Origin of the sequence: Acinetobacter colistiniresistens, assembly GCF_024582815.1 — a bacterium.
Classification (GTDB): Bacteria; Pseudomonadota; Gammaproteobacteria; order Pseudomonadales; family Moraxellaceae; genus Acinetobacter.
Genome location: NZ_CP102099.1, coordinates 748,512 through 771,401, shown reverse-complemented (window position 1 = coordinate 771,401; position 22,890 = coordinate 748,512). Strand labels below are relative to the sequence as shown.

17 protein-coding genes are annotated in these 22,890 nt (G+C 45.4%); 7 read left to right on the top strand and 10 right to left on the bottom strand.

Annotated elements, in window-relative coordinates; all coding sequences use genetic code 11:
• Positions 1–65: 65 nt before the first annotated feature.
• The 3 genes from NQU59_RS03625 to NQU59_RS03615 all read right to left on the bottom strand — a co-directional run bounded on the left by NQU59_RS03625 (position 66) and on the right by NQU59_RS03615 (position 4,808).
• A complete protein-coding gene (locus NQU59_RS03625; protein WP_005237992.1) occupies positions 66–443 on the bottom strand; it encodes a hypothetical protein in 378 nt (125 codons plus the stop codon).
• A gap of 133 nt (positions 444–576) precedes the next feature.
• Positions 577–3,705 (bottom strand): efflux RND transporter permease subunit, encoded by a 3,129-nt coding sequence (locus NQU59_RS03620; RefSeq protein WP_257065063.1) that lies wholly within the window; start codon positions 3,703–3,705, stop codon positions 577–579.
• Between the two features lie 2 nt (positions 3,706–3,707).
• Positions 3,708–4,808: an efflux RND transporter periplasmic adaptor subunit gene (locus tag NQU59_RS03615; protein ID WP_005237988.1), complete on the bottom strand. Its 1,101-nt coding sequence runs from the start codon at positions 4,806–4,808 to the stop codon at positions 3,708–3,710.
• Positions 4,809–4,959: 151 nt separating this feature from the next.
• Between NQU59_RS03615 and NQU59_RS03610 the strand changes: the two genes are divergently transcribed.
• The 3 genes from NQU59_RS03610 (at position 4,960) to NQU59_RS03600 (ending at position 9,950) form a co-directional block, all read left to right on the top strand.
• Positions 4,960–5,583 (top strand): TetR/AcrR family transcriptional regulator, encoded by a 624-nt coding sequence (locus NQU59_RS03610; RefSeq protein ID WP_257065059.1) that lies wholly within the window; start codon positions 4,960–4,962, stop codon positions 5,581–5,583.
• A gap of 83 nt (positions 5,584–5,666) precedes the next feature.
• Positions 5,667–8,348 (top strand): phosphoenolpyruvate carboxylase, encoded by a 2,682-nt coding sequence (ppc, locus tag NQU59_RS03605; RefSeq protein WP_257065058.1) that lies wholly within the window; start codon positions 5,667–5,669, stop codon positions 8,346–8,348.
• Between the two features lie 306 nt (positions 8,349–8,654).
• Positions 8,655–9,950, top strand: a complete 1,296-nt coding sequence (locus NQU59_RS03600; protein WP_257065056.1) for a solute carrier family 23 protein — start codon at positions 8,655–8,657, stop codon at positions 9,948–9,950.
• Between the two features lie 52 nt (positions 9,951–10,002).
• On the opposite strand, the gene NQU59_RS03595 is transcribed toward NQU59_RS03600, so the two are convergent.
• Positions 10,003–10,749 (bottom strand): SDR family oxidoreductase, encoded by a 747-nt coding sequence (locus NQU59_RS03595; RefSeq protein ID WP_257065055.1) that lies wholly within the window; start codon positions 10,747–10,749, stop codon positions 10,003–10,005.
• A gap of 123 nt (positions 10,750–10,872) precedes the next feature.
• Between NQU59_RS03595 and NQU59_RS03590 the strand changes: the two genes are divergently transcribed.
• Entirely contained in the window at positions 10,873–11,775 is a 903-nt protein-coding gene (locus NQU59_RS03590; protein WP_257065052.1) for a LysR family transcriptional regulator, read from the top strand.
• 101 nt (positions 11,776–11,876) lie between these two features.
• Positions 11,877–12,773, top strand: a complete 897-nt coding sequence (locus NQU59_RS03585) for a LysR family transcriptional regulator (RefSeq protein ID WP_257065049.1) — start codon at positions 11,877–11,879, stop codon at positions 12,771–12,773.
• A 6-nt stretch (positions 12,774–12,779) separates the two neighbouring features.
• On the opposite strand, the gene NQU59_RS03580 is transcribed toward NQU59_RS03585, so the two are convergent.
• From NQU59_RS03580 to ilvD, 3 genes are all read right to left on the bottom strand, one after another.
• A complete protein-coding gene (locus NQU59_RS03580; RefSeq protein WP_257065048.1) occupies positions 12,780–13,511 on the bottom strand; it encodes a sulfite exporter TauE/SafE family protein in 732 nt (243 codons plus the stop codon).
• 79 nt (positions 13,512–13,590) lie between these two features.
• A complete protein-coding gene (locus NQU59_RS03575; protein ID WP_005237980.1) occupies positions 13,591–14,880 on the bottom strand; it encodes a hypothetical protein in 1,290 nt (429 codons plus the stop codon).
• 143 nt (positions 14,881–15,023) lie between these two features.
• On the bottom strand, positions 15,024–16,853 hold the full coding sequence (ilvD, locus tag NQU59_RS03570) for a dihydroxy-acid dehydratase (protein WP_010590150.1): 1,830 nt from the start codon (positions 16,851–16,853) through the stop codon (positions 15,024–15,026).
• Between the two features lie 210 nt (positions 16,854–17,063).
• On the opposite strand from ilvD, the gene fmt reads away from it, so the two are divergent.
• Positions 17,064–18,026, top strand: coding sequence for a methionyl-tRNA formyltransferase (gene fmt, locus NQU59_RS03565; RefSeq protein ID WP_257065044.1), 963 nt, complete (start codon positions 17,064–17,066; stop codon positions 18,024–18,026).
• Positions 18,023–19,330, top strand: coding sequence for a 16S rRNA (cytosine(967)-C(5))-methyltransferase RsmB (rsmB, locus tag NQU59_RS03560; RefSeq protein WP_257065043.1), 1,308 nt, complete (start codon positions 18,023–18,025; stop codon positions 19,328–19,330). Before fmt ends, rsmB begins: the two co-directional genes overlap by 4 nt.
• Before the next feature lie 41 nt (positions 19,331–19,371).
• Here rsmB and NQU59_RS03555 read toward each other — a convergent pair whose 3' ends face one another.
• The 3 genes from NQU59_RS03555 to NQU59_RS03545 form a co-directional block, all read right to left on the bottom strand.
• The gene (locus NQU59_RS03555) at positions 19,372–19,515 is read right to left on the bottom strand and encodes a methionine/alanine import family NSS transporter small subunit (protein WP_005237973.1); all 144 of its coding nucleotides are present in this window, start codon (positions 19,513–19,515) and stop codon (positions 19,372–19,374) included.
• 10 nt (positions 19,516–19,525) lie between these two features.
• A complete protein-coding gene (locus NQU59_RS03550) occupies positions 19,526–21,004 on the bottom strand; it encodes a sodium-dependent transporter (RefSeq protein WP_257065042.1) in 1,479 nt (492 codons plus the stop codon).
• Positions 21,005–21,381: 377 nt separating this feature from the next.
• Entirely contained in the window at positions 21,382–22,824 is a 1,443-nt protein-coding gene (locus NQU59_RS03545) for an aldehyde dehydrogenase family protein (RefSeq protein ID WP_257065041.1), read from the bottom strand.
• Positions 22,825–22,890 lie beyond the last annotated feature (66 nt).

The window sequence follows — 22,890 nt, the reverse complement described above, 5'->3', positions numbered from 1 at the left end:
AACAGAGCCTTAATAGGGACTGTACGATAAATTTACAAGGTCTATTGCAATAAAAAAGCAGAAAATTAAAAAACTGCTTTATTTTTAAAGTATTTGGCAATACCTTTTAACCATGCATTCAATAAAAACAACCATGCAATCGAACTAAACACCACACCGGCAACCGTCATTGCGGTAACCCAGAGAATGCTGTTCCATGCGAAAAAGAACAGTGGAATAAACCATAGAGCTGCAAAGAACGCCATCACCAGAAATAACAGCACATTACGCATAATCCAGAGTGCATGCGCATGTATCCATACTTCAGCATTATCCACAATTGCAACTTTTCGTGCTAACAGGTATGCAAACGCTGCAAACACGATTGTAAATAATGCAAGAAACATGAACACGTAAGAAATCGCCACATAGCGGCGATGCTGCTCAATATTGTCTTGCCCCATGCTCTATATCACCTCGATTCACTGCATCTTGCAGAATTTATCATGCAATGAAATTCAATTATTTTTTGGTCTTAAAATATAGGTGCTACTATATTGAAATTTTCAATGTTTCGCACCTTTATTCACAAAATAATTACGATAGTTGTGTTGTTTTTTTGACCTTAAACCATGCCGCGTAGAGCGCAGGCAGGAAAAATAAGGTCAATAATGTGGCAACAATCAATCCGCCCATAATCGCAACGGCCATCGGACCAAAGAAAATACTGCGTGATAACGGGATCATGGCCAATACCGCAGCCAGTGCAGTCAGCACAATGGGACGGAAACGACGCATGGTCGCATCAATCACCGCGTCCCACGGCTCATGCCCTGCCTGAATATCCTGCTCGATCTGATCAATCAAGATCAGCGAGTTGCGCATAATCATGCCTGACAGTGCAATCGTGCCTAGCATTGCCACAAAACCAAAGGGCTTATTCAACAATAACAGGAACGCCACCACACCGATCAATCCCAAAGGGGCTGTCAGTAACACAATGGTCGCCCGTGACATACTACGCAATTGAATCATCAATAAGGTCATCACCACCGCCAAGAATAAGGGCATACCCGCATTGACCGAGTTTTGTCCTTTGGCTGACTCTTCGACCGTGCCCCCCACTTCAAGCAGATAACCGCTTGGTAAATCAGCACGTAAACGCTGCATCTGATCAGCCAGCTGCTGTACCACCGTGGCGGGTTGTAAATGGGTCCGAATATCAGCACGAACAGTAATGGTCGGCAAACGATTGCGGTGCCAGATCAAGCCTTCTTCAAAACGGGGTTCGATTGTGGCAATTTGAGCCAAAGGTACGGTGGTGCCCTTGCTGGTCGGGACGGCCAAACTGGCTAAAGAAGCCACTTCAACCCGTTCTGATTTATCACCACGCAAACGGATTTCAATCAATTCACGCTTTTCACGATATTGATTCATCACCGCACCCGTGACCGAAGCATTGAGGAAATTGGCCAAATCAACACTGGAAACGCCCATTTGACGTGCACGATCCTGATCAATTTCAATGGCAATGATTTTGCTCGGCTCACCCCAATCCAGATGTACATTGGTGGTATTCGGGTCTTGACTCAGCACTTTAGCCACTTTCTGCGCCCATTGACGCACCGTCCCCAAATCTTCACCAGAGACACGATACTGCAATGGATAACCGACTGGGGGGCCATTTTCCAATAAAGACACGCGAGTTCGTACTTGAGGCAATAACTGCTTAATCTGTTGGTCCAGAGAGCGGCGAATTTCATCACGATCGTCCAACGACGAAGCCAATACCACAAACTGGGCAAAACTGGCTTGCGGCAATTGCTGATCTAAAGGCAAATAGAAACGCGGTGACCCAGTACCGACATAGGCCACATAGTTATCAATGCCTTTTTGTTTAGACAGGAACTGTTCCACCTTATGCACGGCCTGTTCCGTGGCGGTCAGTGATGCACCTTCTTCCAGTTTTAAATCCACCAAAATTTCAGCCCGATTCGATGGCGGGAAGAACTGTTGTGGCACCAATTTAAACATCGCGACCGATAGCACAAAGAGCCCGACTGTCACGGCAATCACGGTTTTACGATAGCTAATACAGATTTCCACCACACGGCGGAAAGATTGATAAAATCTGGACTGATACGGGTCATGATGCTGACCATGTGCTTCCACGATAGGTGTAGGTTGCTTGCGCAATCTTGCCCACAAGCGTAAGTACCACGCGGCTTGTTGCTTCTGTTTGCTGAAGTCGGGTAATAATTTTTCACCCAAATACGGTACAAATAACACTGCCGCGATCCATGACACCATCAGCGCAATGGTCACCACTTGGAAAATAGAACGGGTATATTCCCCCGTCCCAGATTGCGCCGTAGCAATCGGCAAAAATCCGGCGGCTGTAATTAATGTCCCCGTCAGCATTGGAAAGGCGGTGGTTTGCCAAGCAAAACCCGCAGCTTTAAGGCGGCTGTAGCCTTGTTCCATTTTAATCGCCATCATTTCCACGGCGATAATGGCATCATCAACCAGCAAGCCCAGTGCCAGAATCAATGCTCCCAGTGAAATCTTATGCAACCCGACATCAAACAGATTCATGCCTGCAAAGGTCATGGCCAGTACCAATGGAATAGACAGCGCCACCACCAAACCAGTACGGAAACCGAGCGAGAAGAAACTCACCAATAAAACAATGATTACTGCTTCAGCCAGAACTTTTAAGAACTCGTGAATACTGCGTTGTACGGCGACTGGCTGATCCGAAACTTTTTGCAGCTTCATGCCCAAAGGCAAGCTTTTTTGCAGGCGGTTGAATTCGGTTTCCAGATTTTTACCGAGCGCAATAATGTCTCCCCCTTTGCGCATCGAGACTGCAATTCCGATACCGTTTTCGCCCATAAAACGCATGCGCGGTTGCGCAGGTTCACTAAAACCACGATAAACCTCTGCCACATCCCCCAGCTGAATGGTTTTATCTCCCACCAGCAACGGCATTTTTTTCAGATCATCAATACTGTGTAAATGCCCGCTGACCCGAATTTGAATCCGGTCTGTGCCGGTTTCAAAAAAACCTGCACCTGCCATATCATTTTGTTTTTGAATCGCTTCCTGAATGGCGCTAACAGGCACACCTAACTGCACCGCCTTGGTATTTGATAGCTCAACCCAGATTTTCTGATCTTGCAGACCCACCAGATTAACCTTGCTGACATCTTTAACCCGTTGCAATTGCAGCTGCAAACGGTCGGCATATTCTTTCATCACCGCATAGTCAAAGTCGTGCCCTGTCAGTACATAGATGTTACCGAAGGTATCGCCAAACTCATCATTAAAGAACGGTCCTTGTACACCACTCGGCAATTGTGAACGAATATCATTGACCTTTTTACGCACGTTATACCAGACATCAGGAATGGCGCTCGAAGGCAAACTGTCTTTGGCGACAAAGGTCACCAACGATTCACCTGGCCGCGAATAGGCCATGATGCGGTCATATTGCCCGGTGGTCATTAATTCTTTTTCAATGCGGTCGGTCACCAGCGTCGAGACTTCCTTGGCCGTTGCTCCCGGCCAATAGGTCTGTACCACCATGACTTTAAAGGTAAACGGTGGATCTTCACTTTGTGACAACTTGGAATAGGACATAATGCCCACGATGCCAAGCAACAGCATAAAATAAAGGATGATGCCTTTATTCTTAAGCGCCCATTCTGAAAGGTTAAATTTCATCTTTAACCTCCCGTTTTGACACTAACATCGCGATTATCACGATCAACCGGATGAATCTTTTGTTGCTCACGCAATAAGTGTACTCCGCCAACCACCACCCAATCCGTGGCTTTTAAGCCCGAGAGCACAGGGACACTGTCACGTGCATAGTTGCCCAAGGTCACAGGCACTTTACGAATGGTTTGATTGGCATTGACCACCCAGACATAGGCTTGCTGATCATTGGCGGTAACACTGGATAACGGCACGCTCAAAACATTGTTGTCATGTGCAACAAAAAATACCCGTGCACTTTGACCTAGTTGAATGCTGGACTGCCCTTCAAGCAAAGACACCTTAACGGTGAAAGTTCGTGACTGATCGGCAGCGGGTGATACTTCCCGCACTTTGGCCGCAAAACGGGCGTCGGGTTGCGACCACAAGGTCACCCATACCGGTTGCCCGACTTTGATGGTACTGACGGCTTGTTCAGGTACTCCGAAAACCACCTCACGCTCCCCATCAATCGCCAATTGATAGGCCGCCTGCCCTGCGGCAAGCACTTGTCCAATCTCAATTTGGCGTTGGGTAATCACCCCATTCTTATTCGAAATCAGCTGGTTATAGCCCGTCTGGTTTGAGGACACTTGATAATTCGAACGGGCCTGCTGCAAACTGGCTTGTGCCGATTCATATTGATTCTTGACCGCATCAAATTGTGAGCGACTCACGGCATTGACAGGTAGAAGTTGCTGATAACGCTGATATTCTTCAGCGGCAATTTTGGCCGCTGCTTCGGCGCTCTGTAACTGTGCCTTGGCTGCATTCATTTGCAGTTGTGCATCTTTGACATCCAGCTTGGCCAGCACCTGCCCGACTTTCACCCGATCACCGACATCGACATAACGTTCGGTAATCTGTCCCCCGACACGGAAAGCCAAAGCCGTTTGCTGCCGTGCCTGTACATTCCCCGCATAGCTCTTTTGCTCGATATGATTGCTATTCGGCTGGGTCACCATGACATAAGGGATTTCTTCAGTCTTGGGTGTTTCTTTTTGGCAAGCACTGAGGACTACACTACTGACAACCAGTAAGCCCAATATGATACGATTGATCTGATTCATCTAATGGCGCTCTTATTCAAATTGATTTTTAAGGCGTGATATGAGCATTATCATAGATTGTTTATTTTTAATTAATATACTCATGGGTACATTAATTAAAAAATAAAGCTAGAATTCTGATTTTTAAAATTGATTAACAGAGAACGATAACGTGCAAATCAGCAGTGGCCGTCCTAAAGATTTAGAGAAAAGAGCCAAAATTTTACAAGCCGCAAAATCTATTTTTTTAAAAATGGGCTATCACGCCACCAATATGAATCAGATTGCCAAAGAAGCGGGCGTCACCAAACTCACGGTGTACAATCACTTTCAGGACAAAAGTAATCTGTTTATGTGCGCGATTGAAGAAAGCTGTGAAGAATCGATTCGTGCCAAACAGTTTGAACTCACTGCGGATTCCGACTTTAAGCAGGCCTTGGTACTGATGTGCCACCGGGCTTTAAGTATTATTTATCTGCCAGAAGCCTTGAAACTGGACTGCTTGCTGTTTGAATTGGCGGCCGAACAAAGTCCGTTAGCCAAACAATTCTTTGATGCCTCGCATAGCCGCATGTGCCATGTCTGGTGTGATTTTTTCGAGCAAGCCATCGCCTTTAAATTTATTCAAGCCGATGAACCGATAAAACAAACTGAGCTGATCATCTCGCTAATGTTGGGCATCCGTCATCAACAAGTGTTACTGGGTCTAGCCCCTGTGCCAACAGCAACTGAAATTGACCAGATGATTCAGCACGCGATTGAGATTTTTTTGCTTAAATATCAACCGAAAAATTAGAGAATATTCACATTTTTTACGTTCTGCTCTTGGAATGTCTCGCAATCGCGCTATAGTCGAGTGAGAACAACAGGAGAATTAGAATGATTCAGCAAATCACTGCTCCACTACGTGAAGATGTCCGTTTACTCGGCAATTTACTTGGAGAGACCTTAAAGCAACATGCTGGGCAAGATTTGTTTAATCAGATTGAGCAAATTCGGGCATTAGCCAAAGGCGCACGTGACGGCCAGATCGAAGCGGAAAAACAGCTCGAACAATTGTTTCTCGGTTTAAAAGATGAAGAGATTTTGCCACTGACTCGCGCATTCTCACATTTTCTTAACTTCGCCAATATTGCTGAACAGTATCATGTGGTACGTAGCCGTCGTCAGGCCGAGTTTGATGAACATGCACCCAGTCCAAATCCGCTCCCGCATCTATTTGAAAAATTCAAAACCCAACAGATCAACGCAAAGCAACTGTTTCAACAGATCTGTGATTTAAAAATTGAACTGGTGCTAACGGCTCATCCAACTGAAGTCAGCCGCCGTACTCTTATTCAAAAATATGATGATATTACCGATTGCCTATCACAACTCGATCAGCAAAAGCTGACACCCAAAGAACGTCAACAGACCATCGCCACCCTGAAACAACTGGTTAGCTCCGCATGGCAAACCGATGAAATCCGCCAGCATCGTCCAACCCCTGTCGATGAAGCCAAATGGGGCTTTGCTACGATAGAACAATCGCTCTGGAATGCCGTACCTAAATTTGTACGCGAACTGAATGAGCTGACCCAGCAACATTGTGCGCAAGCCTTACCCCTGCACATCGCACCGATTCGTTTTGCCTCCTGGATGGGCGGTGACCGTGATGGCAACCCGAATGTCACCCATCAGGTGACCCAAGAAGTATTGTGGTTATCACGTTGGCAAGCAGCCGACCTATACCTGCGTGATATTGAAAATCTACGTTGGGAATTGTCAATTCAGAGCTGTTCTGAAGAACTGACTCAAGCATTGGGCTATGAACACCCTGAGCCCTATCGTGAATATTTACGTGACACCCGTGAGCGTTTAAAAGCCACCCGTTCGTGGTTGGCACACCGCCTTCAAGGCACTGAAGCCGATGACAGCAATATCATCAAAAGCAAAGATGAATTGTTGGCGCCATTGCTCCTCTGCTACCGCTCACTGATCGACAGCAATCTGGCCGAGATTGCCAATGGGCAATTGCTGGATTTTATTTATCGCGTCAATTGCTTCGGCATTGAACTGCTCAAACTGGATATCCGTCAGGAGTCCGGCCGCCATCGCCAAGCCATTTCTGCGATTACCGAATATTTAGGTCTGGGTAATTTTGAATCATGGACCGAACAAGCACGTCAGAACTTTCTGATTCAAGAATTACAGAGCAAGCGCCCATTATTACCGAAATTCTTCAATGAACCTGAAGGCAGCCTGATTCAACACCCCGATGTTCTGGAAGTGTTTGCTACCATGCGCACTTTGGCGGAACAGCCCACCGAGAGCTTGGGTGCCTATATTATTTCCATGGCAGAATATCCAAGTGATGTGCTGGCCGTGTTGCTGCTGCAAAAAGAGGCTGGGATTCAACATCCACTGCGTGTGGTGCCTTTATTTGAAACCTTAAAGGATCTGGACGGCGCGGCCAAAACCATGAATACCTTGTTCAATATGCATTGGTACAAACAGCATATTCAAGGCAAACATGAAGTGATGATTGGTTACTCAGATTCAGCCAAAGATGCTGGCTTTATGTCGGCCAACTGGGCGCAATATCGTGCTCAGGAAGAGCTGACCGCCATCGCCAAACAGCATGGTGTGCAATTGACCCTGTTCCATGGTCGTGGTGGTTCTATTAGCCGTGGCGGTGCGCCAACGCAGCAAGCCCTGTTTTCACAACCACCAGGTTCAATTTCTGGTGCCATCCGTGTGACCGAACAAGGTGAGATGATTCGCTTCAAATTCGGCTTGGAAGGTATCGCGCTACAAAATCTGGAAATTTATACCGCAGCGACTTTAGAGGCGACCTTGTTGCCGCCACCCGAACCGAAACAGGAATGGCGTGAGCTAATGAACCACATGACGGATTTATCGGTCAAAGTGTATCGTCAAACCGTGCGTGAAAATCCTAACTTTGTCAGCTACCTGCGTACCGTCACACCTGAGCTGGAATTACAAATGCTACCACTCGGTTCACGTCCTGCTAAGCGTAAAGTCAGTGGTGGTATTGAATCGCTGCGCGCCATTCCTTGGGTATTTGCATGGACTCAAATCCGCTTGATGCTACCGGCTTGGCTGGGGACAGGTACCGCGATTAATCAGGTGCACGAGCAACATAAAAGCACCTTAAACGAGATGCTGGAACAATGGCCATATTTCCAGACTTTGATTGATATGCTGGAAATGGTGTTGTCTAAATCCGATGCTGATATTGCCCTGTATTATGAATCTCATCTAACCCAAGATCAGGATTTAAAAGTGCTTGGCGTGGAATTACGGCAACGCTTACAAAATGCAGTGGATACCCTGCTCAGCCTGAAAGGGGAATCGAAACTGCTGAGTAATAATGATGTACTGGATCAGTCCATGCAGGTGCGTAAACCGTATTTATTGCCGTTACATTTACTCCAAGCCGAGTTGATGAAACGTCGCCGCCTGTATCTGGCCGAACACCAGACCGAACACAGCCCTGTCGATCATGCCCTCATGGTCAGTATTGCAGGGATTGCCGCAGGTCTGCGTAACACAGGTTAAGTCGCACCTCAGCCTTGCCATCAATAGAAAGGCTCCTGTTGATGGCAAGGCTGGCAAAATATGCCATTTCAATAAAAAATGAGAAAAATTCAAAAAATTATTTTGAAAATAAGATATTTAACTTTTCAAATAATCTCGACAAAATCAATAATAAATCCACACGCTTATTTTGAAATAAATTTTACCAAAAGGTAAAAATACAAACGCTAAAAGGCTGATCTGGCAATCCCCTCAATGACTTATAGGTGAAAGCGCGTTTTAAGACAGGGTATCATACGCGCTGATATCACATAATGAGTCTAATTTATGTCAAGTTGGTTTCCAAAATGGCAGCCGTATCAGGGACAGGTTGATCATCGCCCTGTTGCAACAAATGAATATTTACCGCCCTTACAAAGTGCGGTGCTCGGGGTCCAACATGCATTTGCAATGTTCGGTTCAACCGTCCTTGCACCTTTATTGATGGGCTTTAGCCCCAATCTGGCCATCTTAATGTCAGGAATCTGTACCATCCTGTTCTTCTTTATGACAGGTGGTCGTGTTCCGAGTTATTTAGGTTCAAGTTTTGCTTTTATCGGGGTGGTTGCGGCAGCAACAGGTCATATTACCGGCTCGGGTACCAATCCAAACCTGTCAGTCGCTTTGGGCGGGATCGTGGTCTGCGGGATTGTTTATGCCCTCATCGGTTTTGCAGTGATGCTGACTGGTACACGCTGGATTGAGAAACTGATGCCCCCTGTGGTGACAGGTGCGATCGTCATGATTATTGGCCTTAATCTGGCTCCCGTGACCATCAAAGCGGTTGCAGGTCAGCCGTTTGAAATGTGGATGGCGCTGATTACGGTACTCAGCATGGGCATCATCGCCGTCTTTACCAAAGGGCTATTACAACGTCTATTACTGCTAATTGGCCTTTTAATTGCCTATGCGATTTATGCAATCGCCAGTAATGGTTTAGGTTATGGCAAACCGATTGATTTCTCCCAAATCTCGGCCGCGCCTTGGTTCGGTATTCCGAGCTTGTCACACCCAACTTTTGATTTAAATGCGATTCTGATCATTGCACCCGTAGCACTAATTTTGGTGGCAGAAAATCTGGGCCATATCAAAGCCGTTGGCGCAATGACAGGTGAAAACCTCACACCGCAACTGGGTAAAGCTTTTGTTGCCGATGGCGTTGCAACCACCTTATCAGGCGGTGTCGGAGCACCCGGAATGACCACCTATGGCGAGAACATTGGGGTGATGGCTGTCACTCGCGTTTACTCGACGCTGGTCTTTGTGATTGCTGGTGTGTTTGCTATTTTCTTGGGCCTTTCCCCTAAATTTGGTGCCGTCATCAGCACCATTCCAAATGCGGTACTCACTGGCGCATCGATTGTGGTGTTTGGTCTGATTACCATTGCAGGTGCGAAAATCTGGATCGAAAACAAAGTCGATTTCTCAAACAATAAAAACCTGATCATCGCTTCTGTTACGATTATCCTCGGCGCAGGTAACTTTGAATTGTTATTTGGTAGCTTCAATTTAGGTGGGATCGGCACTGCAACTTTTGCTGCGATTTTCCTAAACTTGCTGTTTAATTTAAAAGACAAAAACTAAAATATTCAAGGCAGCACAAGCTGCCTTTTTTTATGTTGAGAAGGATACATGACTAGATAATGCCTCCATTGGCTCTAATCACCTGTGCATTAATCCAGTTACTCGCATCACTCACAGCAAAATCAAGCACCGCAGCAATATCTTCCACTGTGCCTAAACGCTCTAAAGGGGCTGCTTTGGCCAACTGTTCAATTAATGCCTCACTCTTCCCTTCAAAGAATAGTTCAGTTGCTGTAGGTCCTGGTGCAATCGCATTAACGCTAATGTTTCTGCCTCTTAATTCTTTGGCAAGGATAGCCGTCAAAGCTTCTATGGCTGCTTTAGAGGCACTATAAATACCATACCCTTCCAGCTTCATACCAATCACACTACTAGAGAGATTGATAATTTTCCCACCCTGCTCAAGTCGTTTCGCCGCTTCTCGCATGGTATATAAACTACCTTTTAAATTAATCGCCAGAACCTTCTCAATAGTTTCATCATCTAAAGTTTCAATTTTTTGAAAGCACATAATGCCTGCATTATTAATCAGAATATCCATTCGCCCGTAGTTTTGCATGACATAGTCAAATAGCCGCTCAACCTGATGCGACTGGCTGATATCTGCTTTAAATGCACTTGCTGTACCACCCGCAGCTGTAATTTTTTCAACGACCTGATTTGCTTCTAAATCATTGCGTGCATAATTAATCACGATTTGATGGCCTTGCTGTGCCAATAAGGTTGCGGTAAAAGCACCAATTCCTCGGGATGCTCCTGTAATCAAAATTACTTTCTTATGATTTGATGGCATATTCATGTTTAACCTCACTCAAGTCAACTTATCACGGAATACGATCTATGATACTGTTCAGTGAGAACAAGATAATCCATCAAATTTCGGCTTCTTTATCCGAATAGAGCGAACAAAACAATCAAGCCTATGGACAAGTTAAATGCAATGTCAGCATTTGTGCATGTGGTTGAGCAGCGCAGTTTTACCAAAGCAGCTCATATTCTGAGTCTGCCACGCTCGACCCTGACAGATGCGATTAAACAATTGGAATCGCAGCTAAATACCCGCTTACTGTTTCGGACCACACGACAGGTCAATCTGACTGACGAAGGCCATTTGTACTATCAGCGCTGTAAATATATTCTGACTTATATTAATGAATCAGATCATGATTTTTTACATGCCAAACCGCAAGGCTCGTTAAAGGTGGAAGTTCACGGTCTCTTTGCTGCGCATTTTATTCTGCCCAAACTACATCAGTTTCTCGGTGAATATCCTCAAATACAATTACAACTGACTGAAAGTGATCGCTATGTTGATCTGATTAAAGAAGGCATAGACTGTGTGATTCGGATTGGTCATTTAAATAATAGTGAACTGGTGGTCAGATCCTTGGGCCAGATCCCGCAAATCACGCTTGCGAGTCCTGAATACCTCAACAAATACGGCACACCGAAGCTACTCAGCGATTTAAAACAGCATTTTATGGTGGGTTTTTACTCCAGCGCACGCCAAAAACAGCTTCCCCTAGAATTCATCATCAATCATCAGCTTGCATTTTATGACCTCAGTTCCTTAATTCAAGTCAATGGGGCGCATACCTATTCGGCTGCAGCAGAACAAGGCTTTGGTATTATTCAGGTGCCACGTTATGCTCATTTACAACAAATCGAAAATGGTCAGCTTTGCCCTGTATTACCCCAATACACGGTTCCCTCTTTACCCGTTTCTTTGCTTTACCCTTCAAAAACATGGGTTTCACCCCGACAACGCGTATTTATAGAATGGATCATACAGTTGTTTAAAGATCATCCTTTGGATCAAAGTTAAAATCGCCTTACCAAAAACAGTTTGTGCCACACTTCAGTCCACTATCTTTCCTGAAGCGATATTTAGTATGATGAATTTTTACATTTCAATACGTTGCCATCATGCGTTTTGATTTTTTTGATTTACAGCTTGTTCTACATATCATCCGTACCGGCAGTCTGACCAAAGGCGCGGAATGCTCTGCAATTTCTTTGCAGGCCGCCAGCGAACGCATAAAAAAACTTGAACTCTATTTCGATACCCCCTTATTTATTCGTCATAGCAATGGCCTTGAACTGACCACTGCGGGTCATGCCTTGGCAGAACATGCCCGCCGTTTAATGAAACAAAAAGCGGTGCTTGAACATGACATGCAACGCTTTCGGCAACAGCAACCTGAAGCTCTGACGCTCTGGTGTAACTCTTCTGCTCAAAGTGAGTATTTACCCCCACTCTTGCCGCAATATCTGATGTTACATCCAACCATTAATCTTGATCTACACGAAGCGGAAAGCTCTGAAATTGTTGAAGCCCTGACCCAAGGCATTGCACGCTTGGGATTGGTATCCAGCTTTTTTGATACCCAGCATTTACACACCCAAGAATTTGCCAGCGACCCGCTGGTGCTGATTTGTCCAGCAGAACATGCCTTAGCCCAACAGGCAGCCCTGAACCTGATCGAGGCCTTAAATTACGGCTTTATTGGCTTGATGCCGCATCATTCATTACAGCAATCGATTGAAACCCAAGCCAAATTGCTGGGCTTTAATATCCAATACCGTTTGCGTTTGCCCAATTTTGCTGCAATTGCAGAAGTGGTGGCGAAAGGGGTCGGCATTGCCATTATGCCTGCCCGTGCGGCACAGCGCTTACAGGCCGATTACGCTTTCCATACCGTGCAGTTACTGGGTGCATGGGCCAATCGTAAGCTGCTTTTGGCCGCACAGGACTTTTCCCAACTGCCGCTTGGCTATCAACAATTTGCTGAATTTTTACTACAGCATCAACCCACCAACTGATCCATGCTAATGCGCAATCATATACATCCCTAAAGTCATTAACCCAATAAAAAACAGGCGACGAAAGCGTTGCTCATTGAGTTGGTAACGGATCTTTTTACCGAGCCACATCCCAACCAATGCCGCCACTAAAGCTACGGCAGAGAGTCGATAATCCAGGTGCATGCCAGCCATCGGGTTATGCTGTAGAAATACCGCCAGACAAATCGTAGATACGGTAAAGGTCAATCCTAAGGCTTGTACCAGTTCATCTCGTTTTAAATGCAAAGACTGCAAATACGGCACAACGGGAATAATCACCACGCCCGTTGCGACTGTGACTGCACCACCAATATAGCCCACGACAGGAGATAGCCAACGCTCATATTTGGCCAGATGGGGCAGCTTTTTGACACAGAGGCCATAACATCCGTATAAGGCCAGCATGCATCCCAATAAAATTTCGCTGCTATGCCCATGACTCTGGTTTAAGGTCGGTAAAAAGCTCCAGATCGAACCCACAATAATGCCTGCAAGTAAGGTCCAGAAACGCCGGATAAACATCCAGACCCGCCCCTCAGCAAACAGTTGCCAAATATTGGTCACCATGGAAGGAACAATCAACAGGGATGCAGCCTGAAAGGGACTCATGGCAATGGTCAGTAGCCCCATGGATACCGCAGGCAAGCCTAGACCAATCATACCTTTGATCATGCCTGCAAAGGCAAATACTACAATAATGATTGCTAAAAAAGTCATGCGCGATCTCCGATGTTGCACCGGAGTTATGCTACGAAAAAACGGGGGCTCCCCCTATTCTTATTTTTGGGAGCTGGCCTCAGGCAGAGCTTGAGGCTATTCGGTATTTATCTTCCAACACATTGCTAATAATACTTTCAATCATCCAGACCCGGTATAAGCTATTAAATACATAGCTCTGTCCATCAATGCGCAATTCCAGAACTGGAAAATCAGGCTGATGCTTTTGCTGGCACAGTTCATCATTCTGTTGCAATAGAGCCTCCACATCCTGTTCAGTTATCTGATCGATCTCCAAGCGTCTCTGCATACGCTGAAAATGGGCTTTAAATGACAGGTCTCTACCGCGTGTCCACACGCCTTCTAATATCTGATGAATACAGTCCACTTGCTGTTCTTCAGGCACACTATAAAACAGCCGTGCCATCTCGTAGGTTGCGTCTTTGGTTGGGCGACAGAATGGTGTAAATGCGACTTGTGTCCGCTTGGAGACGCGAGTGGCCAGACTCCAGTCAAACCAGTCTCGCCCATGATAACTCAATGGGTAAACTTTCAACTGAATATTATAATAATCCGCCAGTTCTTCTTTGATATATGCCAATAATAACCAGCTCATTGGATCTTCAAGCGCAATATACAGATCCAACTCAGAATGCATGGCTTGAACTTCGCTCAGCGCTTCACCATCATTAATCAAATGCTCACGCCATTCGATATGGTTGATCAGGAAAATTGGATTTCCTGTCAGCAATTTCTGTTGTTTTAGCCGACGGGTCAAGCGGAGTAAGTCATCAACGGCTTGATATTTACGCTCGCCAAACTCGAAATAACTGGCGGCTACAGGCACATCTTTAAAAATGCGTTCAGGATAATCTTGAGGGCTTTGATGCTGGCTAGCCATGGCATGCAAGGTACGCAATTTGCCATATTGTTGTTGCCACAACATATGAAAGACGTCTTCGAGCAAATGTAAGAAGTTCTGCTCACGCAATGGCGTGTTTCTAAGAATGGTTTCAGCTTGTTGTAAGGCTTCTGCGCTGGGGATTTCTGGGGTGTCATCAAAACCAAAACGATGTTGCTTGGCGAGAATTTTGGCATCATTTAAACAATAAGTTTGCCAGTCTTGCTTCGACATCTCATTAGGAGGTTCAGCGTCTTGCCTCGAAATAATCACCTTTAACGGTTTGAGTTCATCACTCAGGATTTCATTGAGCTGACCAAGTTGTTGCACTGCAAGATAGCTATAAACATCGTCTAGACGCAGGTAAATACTTAAACCCTGTTCCGTGGGTAACTCCGCCTGACGAGAAGGTTTCTGATAGTACCAACTCGATCGTATGGGATCAAACCAACGACGTAACAAAGACATGTCGACAGCCTCTAATGGTCATAAATTGAAATATGGATGGATATACTCAAACTTGTGTCGGAACAAGTGAGCCAATAAATATGTTCAGTATCTTATAAAATAACAAAAAAGTCCCCCTTAATTGAAAGAGGGACTCAAAGGGATTACAAAACTCGTACTGCGCCTTTGGCTGCACTGGTTGAATGCAATGCGTAAATCTTCAATGACTTAGACACTTTGCGTTTACGTTCTTCTGCCGGATGCCAGCCTTTGGCTTCCTGAACCGTACGGCGATGTGCCAGGGTGGCATCGTCAATATCAAGGTGAATGGTACGATTTGGAATATCAATCTGGATCGTATCACCATCCTCAACCAAACCAATTGCACCACCTTCGGCAGCTTCTGGAGATACGTGACCGATCGACAAACCTGAGGAACCACCCGAGAAACGACCATCAGTAATCAAGGCACAGTCTTTACCCAAACCTTTCGATTTCAGGTAACTGGTCGGGTACAACATTTCCTGCATCCCGGGTCCACCACGTGGGCCTTCATAACGAATCACCACGATGTCACCCGCCACGATTTTATGATCCAGAATTGCTTCAACTGCCGAATCCTGACTCTCAAACACACGGGCTGTACCAGTGAATTTAAGAATCGACTCATCCACACCTGCGGTTTTGACGATACAGCCATCTAGAGCGATGTTGCCGTAAAGCACAGCCAAACCGCCATCTTTAGAGAAGGCATGTTCAGCATTACGAATCACACCTTTCTCACGGTCACCATCTAAGGTTGAATAATAACGGTTCTGTGAGAACGCGACTTGGGTTGGAATCCCCCCTGGAGATGAACGATAGAATTCATAAACATCTGCATCTTCGGTACGGATAATATCCCACTTGTCCAAAGCATCTTTCAGGGTTTTTTCATGTACGGTTGGGCATGAGGTATTGAGTAAGTTGGCACGATCGAGCTCACCCAAGATCGCCATGATCCCACCCGCACGGTGTACATCTTCCATATGTACGTCTTGTTTTGCAGGTGCAACCTTTGACAAGACTGGAACCTGACGTGACAAACGATCGATATCATCCATGGTGAAATCAACTTCTGCTTCATGTGCAGCAGCCAGCAAATGTAATACCGTATTGGTCGAACCACCCATGGCGATATCCAAGGTCATGGCATTTTCAAAAGCAGCTTTGGTGGCAATCGAACGCGGCAAGATGCTGTCATCATTCTGCTCATAATAGCGCTTCGCCAGTTCAACCACTAAACGCCCTGCTCTCAAGAACAATTTTTCACGGTTGGCATGCGTCGCCACAATAGAACCATTGCCCGGTAAAGACAAACCCAGAGCCTCGGTTAAACAGTTCATCGAGTTCGCGGTGAACATGCCTGAACAAGAACCACAGGTTGGGCATGCTGAGCGTTCAAACGCAGCGACTTCTTCATCGGTATAGCTTTCGTCGGCTGCAACCACCATCGCATCAACCAAGTCGATTGCTTTTTCATCACCACGGAATTTGACTTTACCCGCTTCCATCGGCCCACCAGACACGAATACCACAGGGATGTTCAAGCGCATTGCTGCCATCAACATTCCCGGTGTGATCTTGTCACAGTTCGAGATACATACCATTGCATCGGCACAATGGGCATTGACCATATATTCTACAGAATCGGCAATCAAATCACGTGATGGCAGTGAATACAGCATCCCGTCATGACCCATGGCAATCCCGTCATCAACGGCAATGGTATTAAATTCTTTTGCCACACCACCAGACGCTTCAATTTCTCGTGCAACAAGTTGACCTAAATCTTTGAGATGCACATGACCTGGCACAAATTGGGTAAATGAGTTGACCACTGCAATAATGGGCTTGCCAAAATCTTCATCTTTCATACCCGTCGCACGCCATAAACCACGTGCGCCAGCCATATTTCTTCCATGTGTCGATGTTTTCGAACGATAATCAGGCATTTTTTATTCCCAACAAGTGTGTGCTCGAGACGAATAGGACATTCGCTCTGGCGAAATGATACTGAGCTCTCTGCATCATACTACAAGTTATCGTTTAACAGATGACCAACAGGCCTATCTTTTTTTGCACAAAAGCAATTCAGGCAGTGAATTAGGGACTCGTCGCTTTTTCGCTTATAATTTGAGGTAAGTTTTGTTTGGATTCCATTTGTGAAAATCATTTTTGCTGGTACGCCTGAATTTGCGGCAACCGCATTGGCGGCATTATTAAAAACATCCCACCAGATTATTGCGGTTTATACCCAGCCGGATCGTAAATCGGGCCGTGGGCAAAAATTAACACCTTCTCCTGTTAAACAATTGGCACTTGAACATGGTTTGCCCGTTTATCAACCTTTGAATTTTAAAGCGTCGACGGAAGATGGCTTGGCAGCCCGACAACAACTTGCAGCCTTAGGCGCGGATGTGATGGTGGTGGCCGCTTATGGCTTGATCTTGCCGCAAGCCGTGTTAGACACTCCAAAGTACGGCTGTCTGAATATTCACGGTTCATTGCTGCCGCGCTGGCGCGGGGCTGCCCCAATTCAACGTGCCATCGCCACAGGTGATGCAGAAACGGGGATTACCATCATGCAAATGGCGGCAGGTTTAGATACGGGCGATATGATGTATAAAACCTATTGTCCAATTACTGCGGAAGATACCTCTGCCAGCTTGCATGACAAATTGGCTGCTCAAGGTGCAGAAGCGATTTGTACAGTACTCGAATCAGAACAAAGCTTGCAGGATTTCATCGAAAAACGTGAAGTGCAAGATGAGACACTGACGGTCTATGCGCATAAGTTAGTCAAAGCCGAAGCGCGTATTGACTGGAAGCAAAGTGCAGTGCAAATCGACCGTAATATTCGTGCTTTTAATCCTTGGCCAGTGGCGTTTATTCAGTTAGATGAAAACAATGCTTTACGTGTTTGGGGCTCAATGCTTTCCCAACACCGCAAAGCCGATGCTCAAGCAGGTGAAATCTTGGCTTTGGATAAACAAGGCGTGCATGTGGCGTGTGGCGACAATGCAGCCGTGTGCCTCACCAGCTTGCAATGGCCCGGCGCGAAAGCCTTAAATCCAGTACAAATTGCACAAACCCAGAAATTACATATTGGACAAATTCTCCCATGAGCCAATCGAATCAATCAGCTGCAAAAAATTTGAATCTGCGTGCGCAAGTGGTCAAAACTCTTTTGGCTGTTCAAAATGGGCAATCTTTGTCTTCTGTTCTGAATCAACATCTCAATATGGTTTCTGAACGTGACCGTGGTTTATATCACGAGCTTACTTTAGGCTGTTTACGCCAATGGTATTCCTTAAAAGCCATTACCTTACCCTTGCTCACAAAACCATTAGATAATGAAGCACTCGAAAGTTGTTTATATCTGGGTTTATATCAAATTTTATGTACGCGTGTTCCTGTACATGCTGCGATTTCAGAAACCGTAAATGCGGCTAAGCAACTCGGTTTTGAGCCAATGAGTGGTTTGGTCAATGCAATTCTACGTCGTGTTTCACGTGAAACAGATGAATTTCAAACCGCTTTGAATAATACGCATGGTTTACCAAGCTGGTTATTCAAACGGCTCAAAAAAGATTGGCCTGAGCAAGCAGAGTCGCTATGCCAAGCCTTGAAACAAGTCGCGCCACTGACGCTGCGCGTCAATGAACGCCAAGTCAGTCGTAACGAATATTTAGAGATTTTGGACGAAGAACAGATTGATGCTCGTCCTTGTATGCTTTCAAATGTAGGTATTGTTTTGGAACAAACCGGCAATATTACCCATTTACCCGGTTTTGAAGAAGGCGGTTTTTCTGTTCAGGATGAGCATGCTCAATTATGTGCCACGCTTTTACCCAACTTAAATAACCAAGTGGTGATCGATGCTTGTGCTGCACCAGGAGGTAAAGCCGCGCATATCCTTGAGCGCTTTAATCCGAAAAAATTGATTGCACTTGATCATGATGCAAAACGTTTACTGCGTGTTTCTGAAAATTTAGAACGTCTTGTCCTAGATCAGAAGCTTGTAGAGATTGTGACAGCAGATGCGACCACGTGGCAGGCACCAGAACTTGTCGATTGTATCGTGTTGGATGCACCCTGCTCTGCAACAGGCGTGATCCGTCGTCATCCCGATATTCGTCTGCTGAGACAATCAACCGATATTGCACAAACCGTGGCACTACAACAGCAGATTTTGCAGCAGATGTGGCAACAGCTTAAAGTCGGTGGCACCTTGCTGTATATTACCTGCTCAATACTTAAAGCTGAAAATGAGCAGCAAATGGCAACTTTCTTTGCTGAACATACCGATGCCGAAGAAGTCAAAATCGAAGCCGATTGGGGGATTGAGCAGACGCATGGTCGTCAGTTGCTTCCTTCTGCACACGCTGGTGATGGTTTCTATTATTGCCGGATTAAAAAATTGGCATAATAAAAAAGCAGGCTTGAAGCCTGCTTTTTTTTAAATCTGTTTTAAAGCGTATGTTGATCTTTGACTTCTTCCAGAACCTCATCGAGTTCTTCTGGATGCTTCATCAGGTGCAGGATCGACAAAGCCAATCCCCCCCAAACAAACAACATAGCAATAACCATCATCACGATTGCAGAAGTATTCATATTCTTTCTCCTAGCGATCTTTGAGCTTGCTGAGGACGATTGCAACAACAGCACAGAAAATCACACTGCCCCATCCAAAGATGCCTTGTAAGCTCATGCTATAACTATCGTAACCGTTTTTCACCAAGTTAAATACCGTCATGCTTAAGGTGGTTAACAAGATCAAAGAAGTGATCACCGTTAAGGTAAATGCCCAGCCTTTACCCAGTTGAATCGTTGAAATGCGGTTGATATGATCACGCAGTTCAATCAAAGCCGAACGCTTAAACCATGTAATCCACAGAATAGAAACGAGTGCTCCGCCAACAATACCAATGTTATTGATGAAGTGATCGACGATATCGACCAGTTTAATCGCATTGACACTGGAGAATAAGAACACCGAAACCAAGGCACTACCGCCACCAATAATGGTCACGGCTTTGGTACGCCCCCATTTCAATTTGTCTTGCATTGCGGCAATCGGCACTTCCAAGATACTCACCATTGACGAGATACCCGCAACGAAGAGTGATGAAAAGAACAGCAGACCGAATAAGTCAGCACCTGCACCCAAACTTGAAATGATTTTCGGGAAAGCGATGAATGCCAGACCAATACCACCACTCACTACGTCCTGTACTTCTTTACCTGCCGTATGCGCCATAAAGCCCAAGGCTGCAAAGATTCCGATGCCTGCCAAAATTTCAGTCGAGGCATTGGCAAAACCAACAATCAGGCCCGAGCCAGTTAAATCGGTTTTAGGTTTGAGATAAGAGGCATAGGTCACCATGATCCCGAAGCCCACAGACAGTGAGAAAAAAGTATGGCCATATGCGGCTAACCACACTTTATAATCCATCATGGCCGACCAGTTCGGGGTAAAGAAAGCATTTAAGCCTTGCACCGCACCTGGTAAACGTAATGACTGAACCACCAGAATGGTGAACAACACGAATAACAATGGCATGAAAATCTTGTTGGATAATTCAACGCCCTTCTTCACCCCACCATATAAAATGATCAAGGTCAGTGCCCAGATTCCGACGATTGGCCAGAACAAATGACTCACGAAATTAAGGTCAAAACCTGCCGCTTTCGAGGTCTGTAAATACGTATTGAAGAAGAAACTTTCCGGGTCACTCCCCCATGTCTGACCGATCGAGAAGTACACATAACTCCCCGCCCACGTCAGTACACTGGCATAGTACAGGCCAATGATGATACAGACACAAACCTGCCACCAACCCAGCGTCTCTCCGCCTTTAAATAGCGCACGATACGCCTTTGGTGGAGAATTACGCGCACGATGACCCGTTGCATAGTCCAGGAATAAAAGAGGTAAACCAGCGGTAATCAACGCCAGTAAATAAGGGATAAGAAACGCCCCGCCGCCATTTTCATAGGCAACGTAAGGGAAACGCCAAATATTGCCTAAACCGACAGCTGAACCTACAGCTGCAATAATAAAACCAGATCGTGATGTCCAGTTTTCACGAGTATCTGTCATAAAACACCTAAATTGTCCTGCTGGCCTTTCCATACTGTTTGTGGTTTGTTATTGTCCAACAGACATGAAAAATGCCATAAAAATCTTGTCTTGTTTGTATGAAAATTCAACCTTGTGAGTGTGTTATTTCCATGCACAAACAAACAAAAAACCAAACCATCTTCCTTAAAGATCGGGCGTTGTTTTTCTGCTTTTAATAGCCGAACAATACCTGTTTTTATTTCTTTTTACTGTAAATTCTGCAAGAAAAAATCATCTTTTTTAAACAACTGATTATTTTTCAACAGCCTGTAATTTTGACCTTACAGTCAAGCTATAAAAATCAAGTACATAAAACAATCAAGCGAAGCATTTACTCCGCTTGGGCCACTCTCTTTTTATTGTTTGATGGCTAATAATCTTTCCTCTTGCATATCCCGAATAGCAAACTGAATCCCTTCACGGCCAAGGCCCGAATCCTTCACCCCACCATACGGCATATTATCGACGCGGAATGTCGGGACATCATTAATAATCACACCTCCAACATGTAAATGATCCCATGCATATAGCATCTTATTCAGATTTTGCGTATATACGCCTGCCTGTAAGCCAAAACGACTTTGATTGATGGTCGCAATCCCCTGCTGAAAGTCCTTAAATTTCTCCAAGATTGCAATTGGACCAAATGCTTCATCCTTATAGATTTCCAGCTTGGCATCTACATTTTCCAGTAAAGTGGGCTCGAACAAAACCCCTTCTAAACGTCCTCCTGTCAGTATTTTTGCTCCTTTTTTCTCGGCCTTATCCAGCCATTTTTTCAGACGGATCGCTTCAGCCTCCTTAATCATGGGGCCAACCAATGTGGTACTTGAAGTGGGATCATCCACTTTAATTTTTTTCAATTTGGCGATGAGTTTCTTTTTCACTTCGGCATATAAGTCAGCATGAATTAAAATCCGCTGCACACTGATACAGATCTGCCCCGCATGCCCATAGGCTGCACTGATTAAACGATCAATCAAAGCGTCATCAATCACTGTATCCGCATCAATCAGAACCGCAGCATTCCCGCCCAATTCCAAGGTGACTTTCTTACGACCAGCACGGGCTTTCATGTCCCACCCCACCTGATCGGAACCTGTAAAGCTTAACAACTTGAAGCGATCATCCGTGACCAGAATATCAGCGGCCTGACGCTCACAAGGCAATACCGACCACGAACCTTTCGGTAAATCGGTTTCGGCTAATACCTTGGCAATCATTAAGGCACTGATCGGAGTCAAACTGGCAGGTTTCAACACAAAAGGACAACCCGCAGCAATGGCTGGTGCAATCTTATGTGCAACGAGGTTGAGAGGAAAATTAAACGGACTGATTAAGGAAACTGCACCGATGGGTACATGTTTGACCATCCCTCTGAACTGGGCAGCTGCAGGTGTCACTGCTAGAGCTAACATTCGCCCATCATCGAGCTGTATCACGGCATCTGCGGCCAATTGAAAGGTATTGATCAGACGTTCAACTTCGGCACTTGCTGCACCGCGAGGTTTCCCCCCTTCTGCAATCAGAATATCTGTTAACTCTTCACGCAGTTCATTAAAACGCTTCACGCAGTGCAATAGGATTCTTTGTTTTTGAAAGGGTTTTAAGGCCGCCATTTCTGCTTCAGCTTTCACCGCAGCTGCAATCGCTTTTTCAAGCACTTTGGTATCGGCCAAGGCGACACGTGCATACACGGTATTGTGATACTTATCATGAACTTCAAGCCATTGGCCTGTGGTGGCTGCTTTGCCTGCGACATAAAGTGGGTAATCCACCACATTTTTTGTATCTGTCATTATTCTTGATCCCGTTATAAAAATTTAAATTTAGACTACTGCATATTTTCCAAGATCACTATATGA

What these genes read in the sequence shown, in the direction of transcription:
- rsmB (WP_257065043.1), top strand. Translation starts at nt 18,023, where the DNA reads ATGAGCCAATCGAATCAATCAGCTGCAAAAAATTTGAATCTGCGTGCG.
- NQU59_RS03555 (WP_005237973.1), bottom strand. Translation starts at nt 19,515, where the DNA reads ATGAATACTTCTGCAATCGTGATGATGGTTATTGCTATGTTGTTTGTT.
- NQU59_RS03600 (WP_257065056.1), top strand. Translation starts at nt 8,655, where the DNA reads ATGTCAAGTTGGTTTCCAAAATGGCAGCCGTATCAGGGACAGGTTGAT.
- NQU59_RS03545 (WP_257065041.1), bottom strand. Translation starts at nt 22,824, where the DNA reads ATGACAGATACAAAAAATGTGGTGGATTACCCACTTTATGTCGCAGGC.
- NQU59_RS03625 (WP_005237992.1), bottom strand. Translation starts at nt 443, where the DNA reads ATGGGGCAAGACAATATTGAGCAGCATCGCCGCTATGTGGCGATTTCT.
- NQU59_RS03585 (WP_257065049.1), top strand. Translation starts at nt 11,877, where the DNA reads ATGCGTTTTGATTTTTTTGATTTACAGCTTGTTCTACATATCATCCGT.
- ilvD (WP_010590150.1), bottom strand. Translation starts at nt 16,853, where the DNA reads ATGCCTGATTATCGTTCGAAAACATCGACACATGGAAGAAATATGGCT.
- NQU59_RS03615 (WP_005237988.1), bottom strand. Translation starts at nt 4,808, where the DNA reads ATGAATCAGATCAATCGTATCATATTGGGCTTACTGGTTGTCAGTAGT.
- NQU59_RS03590 (WP_257065052.1), top strand. Translation starts at nt 10,873, where the DNA reads ATGGACAAGTTAAATGCAATGTCAGCATTTGTGCATGTGGTTGAGCAG.
- ppc (WP_257065058.1), top strand. Translation starts at nt 5,667, where the DNA reads ATGATTCAGCAAATCACTGCTCCACTACGTGAAGATGTCCGTTTACTC.
- NQU59_RS03595 (WP_257065055.1), bottom strand. Translation starts at nt 10,749, where the DNA reads ATGAATATGCCATCAAATCATAAGAAAGTAATTTTGATTACAGGAGCA.
- NQU59_RS03575 (WP_005237980.1), bottom strand. Translation starts at nt 14,880, where the DNA reads ATGTCTTTGTTACGTCGTTGGTTTGATCCCATACGATCGAGTTGGTAC.
- NQU59_RS03620 (WP_257065063.1), bottom strand. Translation starts at nt 3,705, where the DNA reads ATGAAATTTAACCTTTCAGAATGGGCGCTTAAGAATAAAGGCATCATC.
- NQU59_RS03580 (WP_257065048.1), bottom strand. Translation starts at nt 13,511, where the DNA reads ATGACTTTTTTAGCAATCATTATTGTAGTATTTGCCTTTGCAGGCATG.
- NQU59_RS03550 (WP_257065042.1), bottom strand. Translation starts at nt 21,004, where the DNA reads ATGACAGATACTCGTGAAAACTGGACATCACGATCTGGTTTTATTATT.